Source organism: Actinomycetota bacterium (assembly GCA_005888325.1).
GTDB lineage: Bacteria > Actinomycetota > Acidimicrobiia > Acidimicrobiales > AC-14 > AC-14.
Map to the genome: position 1 here is coordinate 1 of VAWU01000007.1, position 18,393 is coordinate 18,393.

The 18,393-nt window shown below is 69.8% G+C and carries 14 protein-coding genes and 2 pseudogenes; 10 read left to right on the forward strand and 6 right to left on the reverse strand.

Going from position 1 to position 18,393, the window contains the following annotated elements; all coding sequences use genetic code 11:
* The first annotated feature begins 87 nt into the window (after window positions 1–87).
* From dcd (E6G06_00890) to E6G06_00900, 3 genes and pseudogenes are all read left to right on the forward strand, one after another.
* Window positions 88–393 (forward strand): annotated as a pseudogene (gene dcd / locus E6G06_00890) (dCTP deaminase).
* Window positions 394–1,167: 774 nt separating this feature from the next.
* Window positions 1,168–1,428 (forward strand): annotated as a pseudogene (dcd, locus tag E6G06_00895) (dCTP deaminase).
* Between the two features lie 74 nt (window positions 1,429–1,502).
* Window positions 1,503–2,363 (forward strand): polyhydroxybutyrate depolymerase, encoded by an 861-nt coding sequence (locus tag E6G06_00900; GenBank protein ID TML93757.1) that lies wholly within the window; start codon window positions 1,503–1,505, stop codon window positions 2,361–2,363.
* On the opposite strand, the gene E6G06_00905 is transcribed toward E6G06_00900, so the two are convergent.
* Together E6G06_00905 and E6G06_00910 are read right to left on the reverse strand one after the other, a co-directional pair.
* A complete protein-coding gene (locus tag E6G06_00905; protein ID TML93745.1) occupies window positions 2,344–4,560 on the reverse strand; it encodes a 4Fe-4S dicluster domain-containing protein in 2,217 nt (738 codons plus the stop codon). The genes E6G06_00900 and E6G06_00905 overlap by 20 nt on opposite strands.
* A gap of 38 nt (window positions 4,561–4,598) precedes the next feature.
* Entirely contained in the window at window positions 4,599–5,033 is a 435-nt protein-coding gene (locus tag E6G06_00910) for a cyclic nucleotide-binding domain-containing protein (GenBank protein TML93746.1), read from the reverse strand.
* Window positions 5,034–5,152: 119 nt separating this feature from the next.
* Between E6G06_00910 and E6G06_00915 the strand changes: the two genes are divergently transcribed.
* Window positions 5,153–5,659: a helix-turn-helix domain-containing protein gene (locus tag E6G06_00915; protein TML93747.1), complete on the forward strand. Its 507-nt coding sequence runs from the start codon at window positions 5,153–5,155 to the stop codon at window positions 5,657–5,659.
* 25 nt (window positions 5,660–5,684) lie between these two features.
* On the opposite strand, the gene E6G06_00920 is transcribed toward E6G06_00915, so the two are convergent.
* The 4 genes from E6G06_00920 to gpmA form a co-directional block, all read right to left on the reverse strand.
* On the reverse strand, window positions 5,685–6,062 hold the full coding sequence (locus E6G06_00920; protein TML93748.1) for a P-II family nitrogen regulator: 378 nt from the start codon (window positions 6,060–6,062) through the stop codon (window positions 5,685–5,687).
* Entirely contained in the window at window positions 6,062–7,600 is a 1,539-nt protein-coding gene (locus E6G06_00925) for an ammonium transporter (protein TML93758.1), read from the reverse strand. Before E6G06_00925 ends, E6G06_00920 begins: the two co-directional genes overlap by 1 nt.
* Before the next feature lie 238 nt (window positions 7,601–7,838).
* A complete protein-coding gene (locus E6G06_00930) occupies window positions 7,839–9,722 on the reverse strand; it encodes a site-specific DNA-methyltransferase (protein ID TML93749.1) in 1,884 nt (627 codons plus the stop codon).
* Window positions 9,625–10,371, reverse strand: a complete 747-nt coding sequence (gpmA, locus tag E6G06_00935) for a 2,3-diphosphoglycerate-dependent phosphoglycerate mutase (GenBank protein ID TML93750.1) — start codon at window positions 10,369–10,371, stop codon at window positions 9,625–9,627. The genes E6G06_00930 and gpmA overlap by 98 nt, the downstream gene beginning before the upstream one ends.
* Before the next feature lie 123 nt (window positions 10,372–10,494).
* Here gpmA and dnaK point away from each other — a divergent pair, with 123 nt between their 5' ends.
* The 6 genes from dnaK to E6G06_00965 all read left to right on the forward strand — a co-directional run.
* On the forward strand, window positions 10,495–12,333 hold the full coding sequence (gene dnaK, locus E6G06_00940; protein ID TML93751.1) for a molecular chaperone DnaK: 1,839 nt from the start codon (window positions 10,495–10,497) through the stop codon (window positions 12,331–12,333).
* The gene (locus E6G06_00945; GenBank protein ID TML93752.1) at window positions 12,333–12,839 is read left to right on the forward strand and encodes a nucleotide exchange factor GrpE; all 507 of its coding nucleotides are present in this window, start codon (window positions 12,333–12,335) and stop codon (window positions 12,837–12,839) included. Before dnaK ends, E6G06_00945 begins: the two co-directional genes overlap by 1 nt.
* 12 nt (window positions 12,840–12,851) lie before the next feature.
* Complete coding sequence (gene dnaJ / locus E6G06_00950; protein ID TML93753.1) at window positions 12,852–13,958, forward strand: molecular chaperone DnaJ; 1,107 nt, start codon at window positions 12,852–12,854, stop codon at window positions 13,956–13,958.
* A 48-nt stretch (window positions 13,959–14,006) separates the two neighbouring features.
* Window positions 14,007–14,381, forward strand: coding sequence for a MerR family transcriptional regulator (locus E6G06_00955; protein TML93754.1), 375 nt, complete (start codon window positions 14,007–14,009; stop codon window positions 14,379–14,381).
* A complete protein-coding gene (locus E6G06_00960; GenBank protein ID TML93755.1) occupies window positions 14,378–17,605 on the forward strand; it encodes a hypothetical protein in 3,228 nt (1,075 codons plus the stop codon). Before E6G06_00955 ends, E6G06_00960 begins: the two co-directional genes overlap by 4 nt.
* A 42-nt stretch (window positions 17,606–17,647) precedes the next feature.
* Window positions 17,648–18,393, forward strand: a 746-nt coding sequence (locus E6G06_00965) for a type VI secretion system ATPase TssH (protein ID TML93756.1), incomplete at its 3' end; no start/stop codon positions are given.

Sequence of the window (18,393 nt, forward strand, 5' to 3'; positions counted from 1 at the left end):
CGCCCGCGATCGGGACGAACTTAGTGGGTCGGGCGCGAGCATCGGGCGCCGAGGGCCCACCTGGTCCCGGCACTAGCCTCAGCGCCCGTGATCCTCTCCGACCGGTCGATCCGCAAGGCCCTCGCCGAAGGCCGAATCGCCATCGAGCCGCTCGACGAGAGCTCGATTCAGCCGTCGTCGGTCGACCTGCACGTCGACCGTTACTTCCGGGTCTTCCGCAACCACACGATGGGCTACATCGACGTGAAGGAGAACCAGGAGGACCTCACCGAGCTCGTCGAGATCGGCGAAGAGACGGTGTTCATCCTTCACCCCGGCGAGTTCGTGCTGGGGTCGACGGCCGAGCGGGTGCAACTGCCCGACGACCTCGTCGCCCGGTTGGAGGGCAAGGCGCTGGCGCTCGACACGCCGGTGCCCACGCCGAGCGGCTGGCGGGCGATGGGCGACCTCCGGGTCGGCGACGAGGTCTTCGACGAACGCGGTCGACCGACGAACGTCGTCGGGGCGACGCCGCCTATGTTCGACCGGCCGTGTCGAGAGGTGGTGTTCTCCGACGACACGACGGTCGTCGCCGACGCCGGCCATCAGTGGCTGACCTGCGACGCGAACGGGCGACGGCGCGGGCGACTGCGTTGGGCGGTGCGCACGACCGACGAGATCGCGGCGACGTTGGTGGTCCGAGGCCGGCGCAACCACCAGGTTCCCCTGACCGAGCCGGTCGAGTACCCGGCGCGTGAGCTGCCGGCCGACCCGTACGTCGAGGGCCTCAGGCTCGGCCGCGGCTCGTTCGGCGCGGGGCCCGTGTCCCCGGAGTACCTGACCAGCGCACCCGCGCAGCGTGCGGCGCTGTTGCGGGGCCTGCTGGACGGCGGCGGTTCGGTCGAGGGTGGACGGTGTGAGCTCACGCACACCGACGAGGCTCTCGTCGACGCAATCGCCGAGCTCGCCGCCGGCCTCGGCTTCCTTTCAGTGAAGGCGAAGGCACTTGCGGTTCGTGCCGGCGTCGACTACGGGCCGATGTATCGCGTCAGGTTCACGCCCCACCGGTCCCGGTTCAGGGCGATCACCGCGGTCCGTGACGTGCCGAGCGTGCCGGTGCGCTGCATCCAGGTGGCTGCGCCGTCCGGGTTGTTCCTCGTGTCGCGCTCGTTCATCCCCACCCACAACAGCTCGCTCGGTCGACTGGGCCTGCTCATCCACAGCACCGCGGGCTTCGTCGACGCGGGCTGGAACGGCCACCTCACGCTCGAGCTGTCCAACGTGGCGAACCTGCCGATCACGCTCTACCCGGGCATGAAGATCGGTCAGATCTCCTTCCTGCAGATGACGACCGCAGCAGACAACCCCTATGGATCGTCGACCACGGGCTCGAAGTACCAGGGCCAACGCGGTCCCACGCCGAGTCGTTACTTCGAGAACTTTCGGTGACGCGGTTCGTCGTCGCCTTCCTCGTCTTCGCGGCTGCCTGCTCGTCGGGCGGCGGCAAGGCAAGCCACGACACGGTGGCGACGACGACGACCGCGCTACCCGACGGTGCCACCCGCACGATCAAGGTCGACGGCCGCGAGCGCACCTACCTCGTGCACCGTCCGACCACGATCGACCGAGACGACGGCACCTCACTCGTGGTCGTCCTCCACGGCGGCTTCGGCAGCGCCGCGCAGGCGCGCCAGAGCTACGGGTGGGACGCGAAGGCCGACGCGGAAGGCTTCGTCGTCGCCTACCCCAACGGCATCGACAGGCCTTGGAACGCGGGCACGTGCTGTGGCCGCCCACAGACCGATGGCATCGACGACGTGAAGTTCCTGAGCGCGATGATCGACGAGGTCATCAAGACCGAGAACGTCGTCTCGGACCACGTGTACGCGACCGGCATCTCGAACGGCGGGATGATGGCCTATCGCCTCGCGTGCGAGCTGCCGGGCAAGCTCGCCGCCATCGGTCCCGTCGCCGCGAGCATGACGGTCCCGTGCGAGCGCCCGGTGCCGCGGCCGACCGGGGTGCTGCACATCCACGGGCTCGACGATCAGAACGTGCCGTACGCCGGCGGCGTCGGCACCAAGGGAGTGGCCAAGGACTCGCGGCCGTCGATACCGAGCGTGATCGAGCGCTGGCGGGTCATCGACGGTTGCGCTGGGCCGCCCACCATCGCGACCTCCGGAGCGGTCACGACGGTGACCTCCGCCTCGTGTGCGGCCGGGACGCAAGTCGAGCTCGTCACCGTCGCCGGCGCCGGCCACCAGTGGCCGGGCAGCGCGCCGCCGAACGCAGCCGCGAGGCGCCCGCTCGACCTCGACGAGCCGAGCGCCGCGCTCGACGCCACCGCGGTGCTCTGGGACTTCTTCAGTCGCCAGCCACAGTGACGCCATCCGGGGCGGGTGCGGCCAATCGCGCGTGCTCGCCGGTCTCCAGCGCGTCGAGCAGGTGCATCGAGATGTCCTGCACGACGATGTCGTCGCGCCCGTTCTCCTTCACGCCGTCATCGATCATGATGTAGCAGTAGGGGCACGCGGTCGCGACGCGCGTGGCGCCGGTGGCGATGAGCTCCTGTGAGCGCTCAGTGTTGACCTTCTTCCCGGTGTGCTCCTCCATCCACATGCGCGCCCCGCCGGCGCCGCAACACATCCCGCGCGTCCCCGACCGGGGCGCCTCGACGATCTCGATTCCCTTCAACGAGCCCACCACCTTGCGCGGCGCAAGGTAGATGTCGTTGTGACGACCGAGGTAGCAGGAGTCGTGGTAGACGACGCGCTCCTCGAGCGCGGCGCCTTCGAGGTCGAGCCTGCCGGTGGCGATCAGCCACTCGAGGAACTGGCTGTGGTGCACGACCTCGTAGTTGCCGCCGAGCTGCGGGTACTCGTTGGCGAGGGTGTTGAAGCAGTGCGGGCACTGGGTGACGATCTTCTTCACGCCCATCCCGTTCAGCGTCTCGACGTTCTGCATGGCGAGCATCTGGAAGATGTACTCGTTGCCCGACCGCCGGGCCGGGTCGCCGGTGCACAGCTCTGACGGGCCGAGGATGGCGAAGTCGACGCCGGCCCGTTGCATGAGCTTGGCCGTGGCCTGCGTGACCTTCTTGTTCTTGTCATCGAAGCTGCCGGCGCAGCCCACCCAGTAGAGGAACTCGTGGTCGAACGCGGAGCCGGCGTCGACGACCTCGACCGATTCCGGCAGGGCCGCGGCCCAGTCGCCCCGGTCGCCCTGCGACAGACCCCACGGGTTCGACTGGTTCTCCATCGAGCGATAGGCGTTGCCCAGCTCGGTCGGGAAGTTGGACTCCATCAGCGAGAGGTAGCGCCGCATGTCGAGGATCTTGTCGAGGATCTCGATGTTCACGGGGCAGATCTCGTCGCACGCCTTGCACGACGTGCACGCCCAGATCTCCTCCGCGGTGATGCGTTCGAAGACGCTGTCCGCGCCGATCGTGATGTCGCGGTCCTCGCCGACGACCGGTGAGACAGTGGTGCTGCCCGGGCCGGTGGCGGCCATCACCGCGCCCACCTTGAGCACGATCTCGCGCGGGTCGAGGGGCTTTCCCGTCGCATGTGCGGGGCAGACGCTCGTGCAGCGGCCGCAGATGGTGCAAGCGTCGGTGTCGAGTAGCTGCTTCCACGTGAAGTCCTCGACCGTGGCCGCGCCGAAGGTCTCGAGCTCCGTCTCCATCAGGTTGGGCATGGCTTTCATCGCGCCCTTGGGGCGCTCGTGGTCGCTCAGGTACATGTTGAGCGGCGAGGTGAGCATGTGACGGAGCTTGGTGACCGGCAGGACTACGAGAAAGAGGCCGAAGCTGAGGACGTGCGTCACCCACAACGTCTGGTGCCAACCCGGGTAGCGCCCGTCGATCAGCTGCGACAGCGGGTAGCCGACGAACGACCAGCGCTCGAACGACGGGTGGCCGTTGAGCGCGATGCGCACGGCCTCGGTGGCGAACCCGGTGAGGCCCAGCACGAGGAACATGCCGAGGATCAGCGCGTCCTCGGGTCGGGTCTTGATGCGTATCCGGTAGGGCCGCTGGACATAGCGGCGCACGAGCGCCCACACGATGCCCGCGACGAACGCGACGCCCACGGCGTCGCCGAACGCCGAGTAGGCGAGGTAGGTGTTGCCGTGCAGGAACTTCCACGACGGCGGCATCTGGTGATCGATCTCGCTGGCGGTGGTGACCGCGAACAGCCCGATGAAGCCGAAGTAGATCAGCGAATGCATGATGCCCGCCGCCGGGTCGCGCAGCAGCGTCTGCATGTACACGCCGGAGCGGAAGGCCTTCACCCGCCGTTTGGCGTTCCTCGGGTTGGTGGAGCGGTCGTCGGGCTGACCCCGCTCCCAGTTGCGGATCCGCTGGGCGAAGAGCCAGGCGCCGGCGAGCACCAACACCGGCAGCACCGAGTAGAAGATCGCTTGGAGCGGGTCGGGGATGTTCCCGAACACCGGACGCGAGACGGGCGAGGTGTCGTGCCAGCCCTCGATCGAGGCGGCCACGTAGGAGGCGATGATGAGGAGCGTCATGGCGACGCCCACGCCGATGGAGATGTGATGCGGTCTGATGCGCGAACGCCGCATATCGGGGAAGTTACTTCGCGGTAACCAGGGCCCCCAACTCAGTGGGAGAGGGCGGCGGCGGCCGTGTCGGCCTCGCGCAGCCGTCCGGCCAGGGCGGCCAGCAGCTTGTGGGCCATCGCCGGCACCTCGTCGATCACGCCCAGGAACTCGCGTTGGCCGAGCACGACGAGGGTCATGTCGGTGTTGGCGATGACGGTGGCGGACCGGGGCCCCCGGTCGAGCAGCGACAGCTCGCCGAAGAACTGGCCCCGAGCCAGGGTCGCCACCTTCCGGTTGTTGCGTCGCACCTCGGCGGTGCCGTCCTCGATGAGGAAGAACTCGTGGCCGGGCTTGCCCTCCTCGACGAGCACCTTCCCCTGCTTCACCTCGATCTCGTCGGAGGCCTTGCCGAGCTTCTGCAGATCCTTTCGCGAGCAGGTGGAGAACAAGGGAACCTGTGCCAGGTGGTCGAGGTAGATGTCTCGCGTCCGCATGGTCGCAATCTAACGTCGGCGTCAAGACGACGACAGGACTGCTGCAGGCTGCTCACTGGCGCACGGCTGTTCACCGACACGAAACGGATTTGCAACGTTCGCCTCCTACTGTCGGCTGCATGGACGTTGCCCTCCTCCGCTGGCCGAACGAGACCTCTCGTCGCGACGCGCTCGTCGCTGCGGGCGTGCCCCGCCTGCTGCTCGTCGAGCCGGGCGAGGAGCCGCCGCTCCCGCCCGACTGCCTCGAGGACTGGACCCGCGTCCCCGCGGTCGAGGACGACGTTCGGGCGCGCACGGCAGGCCTCGAGGCGCGCAGCCGCGCCCACAACCACGTCGTGCCCGACCTCGACGGCAACGGGGTGCTCCGCCTCGGTGCGGGCTGGGTGCCGCTCCCGCCGGTCGAGGCCCGCCTGACGGCCGCCCTCGTCGCCCGGTTCGGTGGTGTCGTGAGCCGCGAGAGCCTGAGCCGGGCGGGATGGCCGGACGGGGCGCCGGGTCGCAACGCGCTCGACGTGCACGTGCTGCGCCTGCGCCGGCGGGTGAGCCCGCTCGGCCTCGCCATCCGCACCGTCCGCTCGCGCGGCTACCTCCTCGAAGCCGCGCCCCGTCAGGCCCTGGAGGCCTGAGGCCGCACGGGACCGGGCGCGTCGTCTAACCCGGCGCGTCGGCGCTGGGGGTCGCCGAGGTGCTCACCGGCACGCCGGCGCGGATCTGATAGATGCCACTGAGGTCGGTGACGGTGATCAGGCCGTCGCCGGTCGCGCCGGTGTGCGCGCCCAGGATGATCGCTTCCACCACGCCCTCGACCTCGTGGTCGTCGACGATGATCTCGATCGACAGCTTGTGGGTGACGTGCAGCTCGTAGGCCTGGCCGCGCCATTCGCCGACCTGCTCGGGCGACTGGCCGTGGCCCCGCACGTCGCTGATGGTGAACCCGTGAAAGCCGGCCAGCTCGAGCCGGGTCGCCACCTCGCCGAGCCGCTCCGGCCGGAAGATCGCCTCGACCTTCTTCATCCTCACCGGACTCATCACGATCCCACCTCCTCTCGAATGCTGGCTCCGGTCGGCGGTGACAGGTCGGCCGTGAGCGGGGAACCCTCGTCCACCGGGTAGAACACCGGGCCCTGGGCCTCGAGGAAGTCGGGATAGGCGAGGGCACCCATCTCGTGCAGGTCGAGCCCGGCCACCTCGACCTCCGCCGGCACCCGCATGCCGGCCGTGTTCTTGAGGATGGTGAAGAAGGCGATCGTCATCAGGCTGCAGAACACGACGCAGACGGTCGCGCCGATCGCCTGGACGAGGAACTGTCCGCCATCACCGTAGAAGAGGCCCTTCACCGCGCCGTTCACCCCGTTGAGGCCGCCCCCGTAGGAACCGTCCGCGAACAGGCCGAGCGCGAGCACACCCCAGATCCCGTTGGCACCGTGCACCGCGACCGCACCGACCGGATCGTCGACCTTGGCCTTCCGCTCGACCCAGACGACTGCGGCGACGACGAGGATGCCGGCCACCACGCCGATCACCGCCGCGGCCCACGGAGCCACGAAGGCACAGGGCGCGGTGATGGCGACCAGACCCGCGAGCAGTCCGTTGGCTGTCATCGACGGGTCGGGCTTCCCGAACACCCGCCACATGACACACATCGCGGCCAGGCACCCGAAGGCGGACGAGATGATCGTGTTGGTGATCACCACCGTGAGGCGCAGGTCGGTGCCGGCGAACGTCGAACCGCCGTTGAAGCCCATCCACCCGACCAGGAGGATGAACGTCCCCAGGAGCGCCATCGGCAGGTGGTGGCCGGGGATGGCTCGGGCCGTGCCGTCCTTGGCGAACTTGCCGATGCGCGGTCCGAGGATCTTGGCCCCCCAGAACGCGGCGACGCCGCCCATCGCGTGCACGACCGACGAGCCCGCGAAGTCGAGGTAGCCGTGGCCCAGCTTCGGTCCCTGCGCGCCGAGCTGCGACAGCCAGCCGCCACCCCAGACCCAGTTGCCGAAGATCGGGTACAGGAGCATCGAGGCGAAGAGGCCCCAGATGCAGAACGAGCTGAACTTCCAGCGCTCGGCCATCGCGCCGGTCGGGATCGTCGCGGTGGCGTCCATGAACACGAGTTGGAAGAAGAAGAAGCCGAGCACCGAGACGTCGTAGGCGACGCCACCGAGCAGGAAGCCCGAGTGGGCGAGGACGTTCCAGCTCCCGATGTGCCATGCCGACCCGAGCGGTGTCAGGCCGAGCAACCCCCCTTGATCGACCGCACCGAACATCAGGGCGTAGCCGCAGATGAACCATCCGGCGACGCCGAGGGCGAAGATCACCAGGTTCATCATCATCGTGTGGGCCGCGTTCTTGGCCCGGGTGAACCCGGTCTCGACCAGCGCGAAGCCCGCCTGCATGAACAGCACGAGGATGCCGCCGAGCATCAGCCACGTGACGTTGATGGAGACGCGGTTCTTCTCCGTCTGGCCCGCGAGCGTGCTCACGGCGTCGCCGGGTGCGGTACCCGCGGGAAGGACGTTCTCGATGTTCGTGCCCGTCTTGGAGCCGTCGCGGTCGCCATCGGTGGCCATCGCCGTGCCGCCGAGCATGCCCACGAGGACGATGGACGCCATCGCCATGACGACCAGGCGGCCCCTGCGGTGGTTGAACGCCGCGGGCGCCACACCCGTCCTTCGCTGGTGGCGCCGGTACATGACCGGCAGGAGCAGCGCCAACGTGAAGATCGACATCAGGATCGACTGAGCGGGCATGGGGCCGGACGCTAGGAATCCGACGTTTCAAGGTTGCGACCGACACGTGAACGCTTTGTTACAAGTTTGGCTCAGGCCCCCCGCCGCTCCGTGGGTACGACACCGCCGCGCCGATGCGGGTTGGAAGCCGCGGCAGCCCCAGCTCCGCGGCCGTCCAGAAGCCGGGTAGGGGCAGGTTGCGGTGACCGCCCCGGCCGTAGGCGTGGAGCCGGTCGCATCCCGACGGGGAGAGGATCTCGATGGCGTCGAACAACAGGTCGTGACCCACCGCTCGGAGCGCACGGTCGCCCGTGCTGCGCCGGGGAGGGAGAGACGAGGTGAGCAGGACGACCGGTCTGACGCCTTCCTGTCGGGCGAGCACGCCCACACGGCCGAGGCACTTCCACAAGGTGTCGGTGCGGGCCAGCCCACCTCGAGTCGTCGTGAAGGCCCCGGTGACGTCGAGATACCAGCGTTCGCCTCGAGCGTCGCGCGCCACGATGCCCACGGTGATGCCGAGGCCGGGGAGCTTGTGATTGCGCTCCTCGATGGTGAAGCCCGCATCGAGGACCGCCTGTTCGGCCAGCGCCTGAGCTCCCTTGCCCGCTCGAGTCGCCCGGGACTGGACGTCCTCGCCGACGTCGCCGGGCTCCGACGCCACCGTTTTGGGGCGGGAGGCGGAGCGCGGTCGGGCGTCGCGCGGCGCGAGCTCCTCGGCCACTCTCGATCTCGCGATCTCCACGTAGGTCGCATCGGTGTCGTATCCGGCGAAGCGCCGCCGCCGTCTCGCAGCCGCTACTGCCGTCGACCCCGAACCCAGGAAGGGGTCGAGCACGAGGTCGCCCTCGAAGGTGTAGAGGTCGATCAACCGGAGCGGTACCTCGACCGGGAACGGCGCCGGATGGTTCACCCGGCGGGCGCTCTCCGGGGCGATGCGCCAGAGGTCGAGGGTCGCTTCCATGAACTCGTCGTTGCTCACCCAGCTCTGCCACGGCAGGCCTTGCGCCTTGCGCGCCTCGACGGTGCGGGCGCGATCGAACCGGCCCTTCGACGCGACGATCACTCGCTCGGTCACGTCGCGCAGCACGGGGTTGACCGCCGAGCGGAACGACCCCCAGGCGCACGACCCCGACGCGCCTTCAGCCTTCGCCCAGATCACCTCGCCCCGGAGGAGCAGCCCGAGGTCGTCCTGCAGTATCGCGATCACGTCGGCCGACAGGCTGCGGTATGGCTTGCGTCCCAGGTTCGCGACGTTCACGGCGAGTCGACCGCCCGGCTCGAGCACCTCGACACAGCGCGCGAACACGTCCCGCAACATCTGCAGGTACTCGAGGTACGAGCCCGGGATGCCGTCGCGACCGAGCGCCTCCTCGTAGGCCTTGCCCGCGAAGTACGGCGGCGACGTGACGACGAGCGCCACCGAGTTGGGAGGAAGCGAGAGCTCACGCGCATCCGCCGTCACGATGGCGTCGTCGAGCGCGAGCTCGAAGTAGGGGTGGACCGCGTCGTCGTCCGAGAGGTCGGGCGGACTGAAGCGCGAGTAGAAGTCGGTGGCGTCATGGCTCTCGCGGCGCCCAACCCCGAACCGGCTCGTCGAAGTCGCCCGTTGCCGGGTGCTCACCGTGCGCTGCTCGCCGGCGCCGGCGTCAGCGGCGCGATCCGATCGCGGTAGTCCTCCAACGCGCGGACCACGAGGTAGGTCACCGACACGTCTCGCTCCCGCGCGGTCGCCTTCAACCAGTCGTGGATGCTCTCGGGGATGCGGACGGCCGTCGCGATCCGGGTCTCGTCGTAGATCTTGGGTCGGCTCATCGCGGCTCGACCGTAACGGTCGAGCCGCGCGAACGTGGTGGATAGTGCGCGCGCTATCCGGCTTGGCGCGCCACCTCCTCGGCCCGCCCGCGCACGTCGTCGGGGTCGCCGAGCTGGCGCTCGTGCAACACGAGGCACGGGTCGCTCGCATCGAGCTCGAACAGCCAGGGCACGCCCGTCGGGATCTCGAGACCGGGGATCTCGTCGTCAGGGATCTGCTTGAGGTGCTTCACCAACGCCCGGAGGCTGTTGCCGTGGGCGGACACGAGCACCCGCCTGCCGTCGAGCAGCTCGGGCGCGACCGCGTCGTGCCAGTAGGGCAGCATCCGCTCGACCACGTCCTTCAAGCACTCCGACGCCGGCAGCTGGTCGGGCGCGATGCGCGCGTAGCGCGGGTCGTGGCGGGGGTGGCGCTCGTCGTCGAGGTCGAGTGGCGGTGGCCGCACGTCGTAGCTGCGGCGCCACGAGAAGACCTGGTCGGCGCCGAACTCCTCGGCGGTCTGCTTCTTGTTCTTGCCCTGCAGCCGGCCGTAGTGGCGCTCGTTGAGGCGCCAGTGCCGGCGGACCGGGAGCCACTGCGCGCCCATCTCGGCGAGGGCCAGCTCGGCGGTGCGGATCGCCCGCCGCTGGAGCGAGGTGTGCACGACGTCGAAGCCGATCCCCTCGGCCGCGAGCAGCCGCCCGCCCTCCTGCGCCTCGGCCACGCCCCGCTCGCTCAGGTCGACGTCGTGCCATCCGGTGAACAGGTTCTCCCGGTTCCACGTGCTCTCGCCGTGGCGGATCAGGACGAGGGTGCTCATCGCCCCGAGCGGTTCGACGCCTGAGACCTTGATAATGCCACTATCAACTTTGCTATACTCTCACGGTCAAGGGTGCTAGAACCAGCACTCGAACTCGTTCGCACAGGGAAAGGCAAGCACATCATGCCCAAGGCCGTCGGCATCGACCTCGGCACCACCAACTCCGTCGTCGCCGTCCTCGAGGCCGGCGAGCCCACCGTGGTGCCCAACGCCGAAGGGGGACGCACCACGCCCTCGGTGGTCGGCTTCTCGAAGACCGGCGAGGTGCTCGTCGGCGAGGTGGCCAAGCGCCAGGCGATCACCAACCCCGATCGCACCGTCCGCTCCGTGAAGCGACACATGGGCACGAGCTGGTCGGTCGAGATCGACCGCAAGAAGTACACGGCGCAGGAGATGAGCGCCCGCATCCTGCAGAAGCTGAAGCGCGACGCCGAGAGCTACCTGGGCGACACCGTGACCCAGGCGGTCGTTACCGTGCCGGCGTACTTCGACGACGCCCAGCGCACCGCCACCCGCGAGGCCGGTGAGATCGCGGGCCTCGAGGTCCTGCGCATCATCAACGAGCCCACCGCCGCGGCGCTCGCGTACGGCCTCGACCGTGAGGGCGGCGACCAGACCATCCTCGTGTTCGACCTCGGTGGCGGCACCTTCGACGTCTCGGTCCTCGAGATCGGCGAAGGCGTCTTCGAGGTGAAGTCGACCAGCGGAAACACGCACCTCGGCGGCGACGACTGGGACCAGCGCGTCATCGATTGGCTCGTCACCTCGTTCAAGAACGACCACGGGGTCGACCTCGGCAACGACAAGATGGCGTTGCAGCGGCTCAAGGAAGCGGCCGAGAAGGCCAAGATCGAGCTGTCCGCGGTGCAGGAGACGAGCGTCAATCTCCCGTTCGTGACCGCCACCAACGAGGGCCCCTTGCACCTCGACTACAAGCTCACGCGCGCCAAGTTCCAGGACCTCACCGCCGACTTGGTCGACGCGTGCAAGGGCCCGTTCGAGCAAGCCATCAAGGATGCGGGGCTCTCCACCAACGACATCAACCACGTGATCATGGTGGGCGGCTCCACGCGCATGCCCGCCATCCAGGACCTCGTGCAGGGCCTCACCGGCAAGGAGCCGCACAAGGGCGTGAACCCCGACGAGGTCGTCGCGGTCGGCGCCGCCATCCAGGCCGGCGTGCTGAAGGGCGACGTCAAGGACGTGCTGCTGCTCGACGTCACGCCGCTGAGCCTCGGCATCGAGACCAAGGGCGGCATCATGACGAAGCTCATCGAGCGCAACACGACCATCCCGACCCGCCGCACCGAGGTGTTCACGACCGCCGACGACATGCAACCGTCGGTCGAGATCCACGTGCTGCAGGGCGAGCGCGAGATGGCCTCGTACAACAAGACGCTCGGCAAGTTCCAGCTCGTCGATCTGCCGCCCGCACCGCGTGGTGTTCCGCAGATCGAGGTGACGTTCGACATCGACGCCAACGGCATCGTGCACGTGTCGGCCAAGGATCGCGCCACCAACAAAGAGCAGTCGATGACGATCACCGGGCAGTCCTCGCTCAACAAGGAGGCCATCGACCGCATGGTGCGCGACGCCGAAGCGCACGCCGAGGAGGATCGTCGCCGTCGTGACGAGGCCGAGGTCCGCAACAACGCGGACACGCTCGTGTACTCCACCGAGAAGGTGCTGCGCGAGCACGGCGACAAGATCACGGGCGACGAGAAGGACAAGGTCGAGAGCGCGCTCGCGGCGTTGAAGGAGGCGCTCGGCGGCAACGACGTCAACGCCATGAAGAACGCCACCGAGACGCTCGTCACCGCGAGTCAGACCTTCTCGCAGAAGCTCTACGAGCAGGCCGCGACCAGTCAGGCGAGCCCCGGCGACGACGGTGCCGCGGCGTCATCGGCACCCGCCGACGACGACGTCGTCGACGCGGAGATCGTCGACGAGCAGGGGGCCTGATGTCCGACGACGTCCCGGCCCGAGAGCCGGACGAGGTCGTTGCCGACGAAGCGCCCGTCGACGAGGCGGTGGAGGCGGCCGAGCAGGCCGTCACCACCGACCTCGACCAGCTGGCGCGTGAGCGCGACGAGTACCGAGAGCTGGCCCAGCGCATTCAGGCGGACTTCGAGAACTACAAGAAGCGGATACTGAAGCAGCAGACCGAGCACCTGGAGCGTGCCGCCGAGGCCCTCGTCGACAAGCTCCTGCCGGTGCTCGACACGTTCGACCTCGCGCGCGCCCATGGCGAGGGGCTCGACCAGGTGCACACCACGCTGCTCGAGGTGCTGGCCAAGGAGGGCCTCGAACGCATCGATCCGGTCGGCGAGAAGTTCGATCCCAACGAGCACGACGCGGTCGCGCACGAGGAAGGCGATGGCGATGCAGCGGTTTGCGAGGTCCTGCGCGCGGGCTACCGCTGGAAGGGGCGGGTGCTGCGACCCGCCATGGTGAAGGTACGAGGGTAGGAGCGGCCGACCGTGGCCCAGGCCCAGCGCGAATGGTTCGAGAAGGATTACTACAAGGCGCTCGGTGTGCCGGAGACGGCAACCGAGCAAGAGATCCGTCGCGCCTACCGGAAGCTGGCCAAGAAGCACCATCCCGACGCCAACCCCGGCAGTGAGGACCGCTTCAAGGAGATCTCCTCGGCGTACGACGTCCTCTCCGACGCGGAGAAGCGCAAGCAGTACGACGAGGTCCGCCGGCTGGGGCCCATGGCGTCCGGCTTCCCAGGCGGCGACGGTGCGGCCCAGGGCTTCTCGTTCAACACCGACGATCTCGGTGACATCTTCGGCAATCTGTTCACGCGGGCCCGGCGCGGTGGGCGCGCCGGCTCCGCGACCGGTCCGCAGCGCGGCAACGACCTCGAGGCCGAGCTCCACCTGGCGTTCCTCGACGCGATCAACGGGATCACCACGACCGTCCACCTGACGAGCGAGGCCGTCTGCCACACGTGCCGCGGCTCCGGCGCGGCGCCGGGTACCAGCCCCTCGATCTGCCCGCAGTGCGGCGGCCGGGGTGTGCTCGAGGAGAACCAGGGCCTCTTCTCCTTCAGCCAGGCCTGTCCGCGTTGCGGGGGGCGGGGCACGGTGGTAGAGACGCCGTGCCCGACGTGTGCGGGCACCGGAGTCGAGCGCCGGGCGCGGCAGGTGCGCGTGCGGGTGCCCGCGGGGGTCGACGACGGGCAGCGCATCCGGCTCAAGGGCAGGGGCGGGGCCGGGCGCAACGGAGGCGCTCCGGGCGACCTCTTCGTCACGGTCACCGTCGGGTCCCATCCGCTGTTCGGTCGGAAGGGCCGCGACCTCACCCTGAGCGTGCCGATCACGTTCGCCGAAGCCGCGCTGGGTGCCCACATCTCGGTGCCGACGCTCGACGGCTCGGTCACGCTCAAGGTCCCCCCGGGCACGCGCTCGGGCAAGACGTTCCGCGTCAAGGGCCGTGGCGTGCCGCACGCCAAGGGAGCGGGCGACCTGCTCGTCGCCGTCGAGGTCGCCGTGCCGCAGAAGCTCACGACCGCCGAGCGCCAGGCCATCGAGGCACTGGCCGAGGCCACCAGCACCTCACCCAGAACCCACCTGGGGGTCTAGCCAATGGAACGCACATGGAACTGAGAACGGCATGGAACTGAGAACGGCATGGAACTGAACCGGGCCGTCTACGTGATCTCGGTGGCCGCCGAGCTCGCCGGCGTCCACCCGCAGACGTTGCGCATCTACGAGCGCAAGGGCCTCCTCGACCCGGCGCGCACGATCGGCGGGAGCCGTCGCTACAGCGAGCGCGACATCGAACGGCTGCGCCGCATCAACGATCTCACCGCGGCCGGGCTCAACCTGGCCGGGGTGAAGCAGGTGATGGAGCTGGAGGACGAGCTGGCGAGGTTGCGGTCCGAATTGGAGTCCACGCAGGCCGAAGCCCGCCTCCTGATCGAGAAGGTGCACCGTCACTACCGGCGTGATCTGGTGCCTTTGAACCAGAGCCCCGCGCGCTACGTCCCACCGCGTCGATCATGACCGCGTGCGCGTCGTGCGGTTTCGAGAACCCCGCGACCTTCCGCTTCTGCGGGGCCTGCGGCAACGCGATCGGCGGCCGATCGTGCCCGTCGTGCGGCGCCTCGACGCCCGCGGGCCTGCACTTCTGCGGCCAGTGCGGTGCCGCGCTCGATGTTGCGGTGACGGTCGCGGGGTTGGAGGAGCGCAAGTTGGCGACGGTGCTCTTTGCCGACGTCGTCGGCTTCACCTCGCTGTCCGAGACCGCCGACCCCGAGCACATCGCGCGCACGGTCGACGCCGCCTTCCGCCGGTTGTCCGATGTCGTCGTCGCCCACGGCGGCACCGTCGACAAATACGTGGGCGACTCGCTGATGGCCGTGTTCGGGGTTCCCGTCGCCCACGACGACGACGCCGAGCGGGCCGTGGCCGCGGGTCTGGCGATGCGCGGACTGAGCACCGACCTCGAGTTCTCGATCGGCATCAACACCGGCGAGGTGATGGTGACGGCGATCGGCGCGAACGAGGGCGTCACCGTCGTGGGCGACACAGTCAACGTGGCGGCCCGGTTGGAGAAGGCGGCGGGAGCCGACGAGGTGCTCGTGGGCCAACTGACGGCGCAGCTCGCGGCCGGACACGTCTCGTTCTCCGAGCGGCCGCCCATGGTGTTGAAGGGGAAGCGCGAGCCCGTGCCGGCGTTCGAGGCGATCGCCGTGCGCGGTTCGGGCGACGGGAGCGACGACGGAGGATACGAGCGGGCGTTGCGACCGCCCCTCGTCGGGCGCGACGACGACATGGCGTTTCTTCGTGCCCAATGGCGCCGGGTGCGCGCCGAACGTCGTGCGACCGTGGTGATGCTCACCGGCGATGCGGGCGTGGGCAAGACCCGGCTGATCGACGAGCTCGCCGACGAGGCGGGAACGGACGCGCTGGTGGCTCGAACCATCTATCCCGCGTACGGCGGCCTCGGTGGGCCGCGCGTCGCAGCCGACATCATCCGCCAGCTGGGCGTCACCGGGCAGACCGAGATCGACGCGCGCGCCCGATCGCTCGGCGGGTCCGTCGATCCCGCGTTGCGCACGCTCGATGCGACGTCCCTCGCGCAGGAGCAGCTGTGGGCCTTCCGCCGGCTGCTCGAGTCGAAGAGCGCAGAGCGTCCCCTGCTGATCGCCATCGACGACATGCACCGGGCCGGCGAGAAGACGATCGAGCTCCTCGCCGAGCTGATGGCACGTGTGGTCGACGTACCGGTGATGCTCGTGCTCGCGGGCCGGCCCGTCGGCGAGTGGTTGGGTCACTTCCCGTCCGCGTCGACAGTCCGCGTGAGCCCGCTCGGCCGCGGCGACGCGACCGCGCTCGCCAACGCCCTCGTGCCCGAGCGTCCGCTCGGACCCTCCGCGGCCGCCGCGCTCGTCGACCGGGCCGGGGGCAACCCGCTGTACGTGCGCGAGCTGATCGCGATGGTGCACCACCAGGGCGGTCTGGTGGCCGACAACGGGCACTACGAGCTCGCCGCCGGGCTCGCGCTTCCGCCGAGCCTTCACGCCATCCTCGCAGCGCGTCTCGACGCGCTCGGCGCGACCGAGAAGACCGCGGTGCAGCACGTCGCCGTGCTGGGCAACGGCGCCACCGACGCACAGGTCGAGCGCCTCGGCCTGGTCGAGGCCCGCCAGTCGCTCCGGCCGCTCGTCGCGGCGGGCCTTCTCCGCCAGGACGGCGACGGACGCTACGACGTCGCCGACCCGCTCCTGCGTGAGGTGGCCTACGAGACGCTGCCGCGGGCCGTGCGCGCCGACCGGCACCGCCAGGCCGCGGGTGTGGCTGCGTCGATCGAGGACCAGGCGCGCCACCTCGACCGCGCGGTCGGCTACCGGCCCGACGACGATGCGCTCGTGGCGGAGGCCGCCGGCGCCCTCGGGGCCGCGGGTGTGCAGTTGCTCGACGACTTCCGCGTGATCGATGGCATCCGCCTCCTGCAGCGCGCCGTCGACCTCGGCTACCGCGCGCCGCTCGACCTGCTCCGGCTGGCTCGTTGGTATGGCGAGCTGTCGCGCAACGAGGAGGGCCTCGCGGTCCTCGACCTCATTCCCGTCGAGACGGGAGACGCCACGATCGATGCCGAGCGCGCACATGTCGCCGCGCTGACGTTGCAGGCACGCGACCCGGAAGCGGCGCTCACCGGTCTCGCGGACGCGGCGGCCAGGTGGGCGGACCTCGGCAACCGTGAGAAAGAGGGCTGGGCGCACGCCAACCGGGGCGTCGCCCTGTTCAACATGGGCCGCGTGGCCGAGTCGCAGACCGCACTCGACACTGGTCTCGCGATCTTCCAGGACGTCGGCCACCGCCCCGGCGTCATGGCCGTGTACCGCTTCCTCGCGCTGGCTCGTCCCGAGGACCCCCGCGCCGCGGACTGGCTCGAGGAGGCGCTGCGCGACGCCGAGGAGAAGGGCGACCGCAATGCCCAGCTCTCCTCACTCGTGAGCCTGGCCTGGCACCACTTCTTCCGCTTCCGGCTCGGCGGTCCCGATCGACTCGACGTGATCGCCGACCTCGCCAGGCAAACCGCCGAGCTGGGCCAGGAGCTCGGTGCCGACGAGTTCGCGGGGTACGGGCTCTGCATCGGCTCCAATGTCGCGCGCCTCCAGGGCCGTCTCGATGCCGCCGTCGACCTGGCTCGAAGGGCCGGCGGGCTCCGCCTGGAAGCGGCGTCGTCGACCGCATGCCTGGGCCGCACGGTCGAGTACGGCGCGCGCCTCGCACGGGGCGAGCCGGTGGTCCCGCCGGAGCTGTCGACCTCGACCGATCCGGTTGCGTCGATGGCCTTCGTGCTGCAGCTCGAGGCGCTGCTCCTCGCGGGTCGCGAAGTGCTCGAGTCGCGCGGCAACCGCAGCAACCTCGAGGCGCTCCAGTGGCTGGTTGGCGGGGTTCCGAGCGCATGGGGGCGGATACGGGCCGGCGACCACCAGGCCGCGATTCGCATCGCCCGGGTGGCCCGCCAGGCCGCCGAGGTGGCCCACGCCGACCCTGCGGTCGCGGCCGCGACCGCGCTGGAGGCCGAAGCCCACGTGGTGGCGGGCGACCACGACACGGCCCGGCGCCTGCTCGAGCCGCTCGGCTTGCCCGAGGGGCTGGCCGGCCTGCTCGTGCTGCGGGCCTGGGCCGTCCTGGGTGACGAGCAGGCGGCCGCCGATCTGGCCGCGGCGGCGGGTCCGCTCGCCATGCCGGGCCTCGTCCAGCTTCAGACCTGATACAATAGCACTCAAGTTTTCTGCCCAAAGGAGACTGAGAAGTTGGCGCTCGACCCCAACCGCTGGACGATCAAGACCCAGGAGGCCTTCCAGGTCGCGATGGACCTGGCGCGCCAGCAGCACCACCCCGAGATCACCCCGGAGCACGTGCTGGCCGCGCTGCTCGGCCAGGAGGAGGGCGTCGTCCTCCCCGTCCTCGAGAAGCTGGGGTTGGCGCCGTTCGTCGTGCGCAACCGGATCGACGAGACCCTGGCCGCGCTGCCCAAGGCCTACGGCGGCGCCGAGCCCCAACTCGCCCGGGCGACGCGCGACGCATTGGAAGCGGCCGATCGCGAGCGGGCCGAGTTGCGCGACGACTACCTGTCCACCGAGCACCTGCTGCTCGCCATGGCCGACAAGGTGGGTTCGACGCGCGAGCAGGTCCTCAACGTGCTGAAGGACGTGCGCGGCAGCCACCGCGTCACCACGCAGGCGCCGGAGGAGCAGTACCGCGCCCTCGAGCGCTTCGGCCGCGACCTCACGGAAGCCGCCCGCGCCGGCAAGCTCGACCCCGTCATCGGACGTGACGAGGAGATCCGCCGCGTCATCCAGGTGCTGTCGCGCCGCACCAAGAACAACCCGGTGCTCATCGGCGAGCCCGGCGTCGGCAAGACCGCCATCGTCGAGGGCCTCGCCCACCGCATCGTCGAGGGCGACGTGCCGGAGAGCCTGAAGCACCGGCGCGTCATCTCGCTCGACATCGGCTCGATGGTCGCGGGGTCGAAGTACCGCGGTGAGTTCGAGGAGCG